This window comes from Microcystis sp. M49636_WE2 (assembly GCF_030065375.1).
In the GTDB taxonomy this organism is placed as follows: Bacteria; Cyanobacteriota; Cyanobacteriia; order Cyanobacteriales; family Microcystaceae; genus Microcystis; species Microcystis aeruginosa_C.
Genome location: NZ_JASJFG010000521.1, coordinates 1 through 3391 on the forward strand (window position 1 = coordinate 1; position 3391 = coordinate 3391).

At 44.1% G+C, this 3391-nt stretch carries 3 protein-coding genes and 1 pseudogene; 2 read left to right on the forward strand and 2 right to left on the reverse strand.

Annotation, left to right across the window (positions count from 1 at the left end):
* Positions 1 to 179: 179 nt before the first annotated feature.
* Both PX484_RS12165 and PX484_RS12170 read right to left on the reverse strand, forming a co-directional pair.
* The gene (locus tag PX484_RS12165; protein WP_002801072.1) at positions 180 to 1472 is read right to left on the reverse strand and encodes a sensor histidine kinase; all 1293 of its coding nucleotides are present in this window, start codon (positions 1470 to 1472) and stop codon (positions 180 to 182) included.
* 47 nt (positions 1473 to 1519) lie between these two features.
* Positions 1520 to 2272, reverse strand: a complete 753-nt coding sequence (locus PX484_RS12170) for a response regulator transcription factor (protein ID WP_287768485.1) — start codon at positions 2270 to 2272, stop codon at positions 1520 to 1522.
* A 74-nt stretch (positions 2273 to 2346) separates the two neighbouring features.
* On the opposite strand from PX484_RS12170, the gene PX484_RS12175 reads away from it, so the two are divergent.
* Entirely contained in the window at positions 2347 to 3114 is a 768-nt protein-coding gene (locus PX484_RS12175) for a creatininase family protein (RefSeq protein WP_002801074.1), read from the forward strand.
* Positions 3115 to 3183: 69 nt separating this feature from the next.
* Positions 3184 to 3391, forward strand: a pseudogene (locus PX484_RS12180) (hypothetical protein); the annotation flags it as partial.

A 3391-nucleotide genomic window follows, 5' to 3' on the forward strand; every position in this document is an offset into this window, starting at 1 on the left:
TTTCAAATATTTTGAGTATAAATACTCTATATACTCACTTCTCTGCGATGCAGTCGCACTCGCGGGAGCGCATTTTGTAGCCTGCTTAAAGCTTTGTTTCTGTCTGTATCACTTGTTACTTTTTAAAATGAGAATTGCTGCCAATTCATAATTCATAATTCATAATTCATAATTCCCACCTAATTTTTTTGACGGGGGAGAGTGACTTGTAGGCGAGCGCCGCCGGTGTTAGGATCATTTTGAGCGACGATCGAACCGCCATGGGCTTGAATAATCTCTTTGGCAATCGATAAACCTAAACCGGTACTATAATCCTTTGTGCCTTGTTTTTGACGGGTGCGGGAAGGATCACCGCGAAAGAGCCGATCAAAAACGTAGGGGAGATCCGCTTCGTTAAATCCCTTCCCGTTGTCGATAACGTCAATTTTCAGCCATTTTTCCCCGATAGTATCGGATATTTCTCGAATTTCTAGGCGAATTTTCCCCTGATCGGGACTATACTTAATGGCATTATCAAAGAGATTCAGGAAAACTTGCAGCAGACGAGAATGATCCACTTCCAGCGTCCAATCCACCGGAGAGGAATAATCTAAGCTAATCTGTTTTTGGGCGGCTATTGGGGTGACAGTCTGCCAAGCAGCGCTGATTAATTCCTCTAGATTAATTATCTGGTATTGTAAAGATCGCCCCGCATCCGCTTGTAATTCACTGATTTCTAGCCAATCGCAGACTAATTGACTCAAACGCTCCACTTCTTTCCCCATTTGTTCTAACCAGCGTCTTTCGGGAGCTTGCAGGCGTTTTTGTAAAGCTTCGGTAAGGAGAGAAATGGAGGTTAAGGGAGTGCGTAACTCGTGAGTTAAGTCAGAGAAAGCTCGCTCGCGATTTTGCGATAATTCCACTAAAGGCTGTCTATTTTCGATAAATACAGCGATTTGACCTTCTGGCAAGGGATAACCGTAACCCTTCAAGGCAATCGATTTAGGAGCAATCACTTGGCGATCGCTAATAGGGGTGACAGGATAATTAGTCGGGTAAAAAGTCCAAGTTTGCACCTGTGGACTCTGTTTTTGGCGAGTTTCTTGAATTAATTGATCTAATTCGTAGGATCGCACCAATTCCAGCAGCAGACGCACCTGATCTGGCTGCCAGCGATCGAGTTTTAAGAGGGTAATTGCCTGTTGATTACACCAGAGCAGTTGATTATCGGCATCCACATGAAGATAGGCGATCGGCGCTCGTTCTAGCAAGGATTTCTGAATTTCTAAGCTCTTTTCTCGCTCTTGCAGACTTTGGGAGAGAAACTGTAATTCTCGACGCACTAGGGAGGTAACGGGAAAAGAAGCCGACAAATCCGCCGAATCCGAGAGAGCGCTTAGGGTTCGCTTTAACTCTCTATTTAAGCGTGAGACTTGCCAGTAACAAATACTCAAACCTAAAACTACTCCCAAAATAAAAGCGAAAATAGTCATTGTCTGCGCGAGCGGCGATCGCTAAACTTGAAAATATAATCGCTCACCTAGCCAAAACGATAACCGAAACCGCGTACAGTAATCAGGTATTCCGGTTGACTGGGATCGATTTCTAGTTTTTCGCGTAACCAGCGAATGTGAACATCGACGGTTTTGGTGTCTCCTAAAAAATCTGGCCCCCAAATTTGTTCAATTAATTGCTCTCTTGACCAAACTCGGCGCGGATAACTCATAAATAGGTCGAGGAGACGGAATTCTTTAGGAGAAAGGTTAATTTCTTCATCTCGCACTGTCACCCGACATTCCTGGGTATAGAGAAGAACATCGCGGAATTTGCGCACGGTAGCGGCAGCTAGGGAAGTAAATCCTTGACGACGAATCAGAGCGCGACAACGAGCGACTAATTCGCGCATACTAAAGGGTTTAGTCAGATAATCATCGGCACCTACTTCTAAACCCAAAACTCGATCGGTTTCGCTGGCCTTAGCACTTAAAATTAAAATCGGGATAATATTGCCGTGATAGCGCAACAGACGGCAGATATCAAGACCGTTGACTTGGGGTAACATTAAATCCAAAACGACCAAATCAAAACGAGACTCACCGTGATTAGATTCTTGACTTTGCAGTAATTCTAGGGCAACGCGACCATCACTAACACCGAGAGCCTCGTAACCTTCTTCTTCCAAAGCCAAAATAATCATATCCCGAATCACTTCTTCATCTTCAACGATTAAAATCCGATGATTGGGAACGAAATCCGTACTCACCGACAAGGGGGGGGTGTCAAGGGTTAACATAAAAATACTTGATTATTCGTCTTGATTTTATCTCAATTTGTCAACCCGCACTCGTTTTGGAAGGCTAGAGCCGAATGTTATTACAGTTATCTACCTGGTTAGAGGTGGAATCCTATCTAGAACAATCTCAGGGAATTATTATTCCCATTGGTTCCACGGAACAACACGGGCCGACGGGACTGATTGGTACAGATGCTCTATGTGCTGAGGCGATCGCTAAAGGAGTGGGGAAACAGGTAGGAGCAATGGTAGCACCTACCTTAAATGTCGGTATGGCCCTACACCATACGGCTTTCCCCGGTACAATTAGCCTTCGTCCTAGCACTTTGATTCAAGTAATCCTCGACTATGTGACTTGTTTAGCTAGAGCGGGTTTTCGTCAATTTTTCTTTATTAATGGTCACGGGGGCAATATTGCCACCCTAAAAGCCGCTTTTGCGGAAACCTATTATCATTTGGATTCCCTTAATTTGCCTAACACAAACGAGGTTAAATGTCAAGTGGCCAATTGGTTTATGGTGCGAGATGTTTATCTTTTAGCCAAAGAATTGTATGGAGATCAGGAGGGTTCCCACGCTACACCGAGCGAAGTGGCGTTAACTCAGTATCTTTACCCTGAGAGCCTTAAAAATGCCTTTTTATCCGAAAAAGTGGCTTCTGGTCATGGTATTTACGGTGCGGCTAATTTTCGCCAAAACTACCCCGATGGTCGTATGGGTTCCAATCCTGCTTTAGCCACTCCCGAACACGGTCAGAGGTTCTATGAATTAGCTGTGAAAGAATTGAGTAATAGTTATCTGGAATGGCTCTCTTGTCCTTTGTCTAAGTTGATTAGTGACTAGGCCTCCGAGACCCGGAATAATTTAACTGTAGCCCTAAAGATAAAACTTAAATATGCAAGGAGAAAATTGATGACTGCCACCACTGACAATAACTCCAATCAAGCTCTGGCTAGTTTGCGGGAAATACAAGAACTTGCCATCGCAATTACAGCCAAAAGCCTCAATCCCGCCATGCTAACGGTTGATTTCCTCAAATATTCGGGAATAGTTCCCCCCGACTGGGAATTAAATGGCCAGCCGGTACTCAATCCTAATTACGCTCAAGTTAATTTTCAAA